Below are 203 nucleotides of genomic sequence, written 5' to 3' on the forward strand. Positions count from 1 at the left end.
AGACATTTAAAGGAATTTATATCCAAGCAGAACATATGTATAATCAATCTATTTAAGTACATAAAATATTTCTTGGATAAGAACATCCCGATGTCGCCCAAAGCCTGAATAATCTCGGAATCCTCTACGAATCTACAGGACAGTACAGCAAAGCCCAACCCCTATATCAGCAAGCTTTAGAATTGAGAAAACGCTTACTGGGA

The 203-nt window shown here is 36.9% G+C and carries 1 protein-coding gene; it reads left to right on the forward strand.

Going from position 1 to position 203, the window contains the following annotated elements; genetic code table 11:
• Positions 1-119: 119 nt before the first annotated feature.
• The coding region (locus Q0541_RS31540) for a tetratricopeptide repeat protein (protein WP_298920412.1) at positions 120-203 on the forward strand (84 nt) is incomplete at its 3' end.

Origin of the sequence: uncultured Nostoc sp., from assembly GCF_937863485.1 — a bacterium.
Lineage (GTDB): Bacteria > Cyanobacteriota > Cyanobacteriia > Cyanobacteriales > Nostocaceae > Nostoc.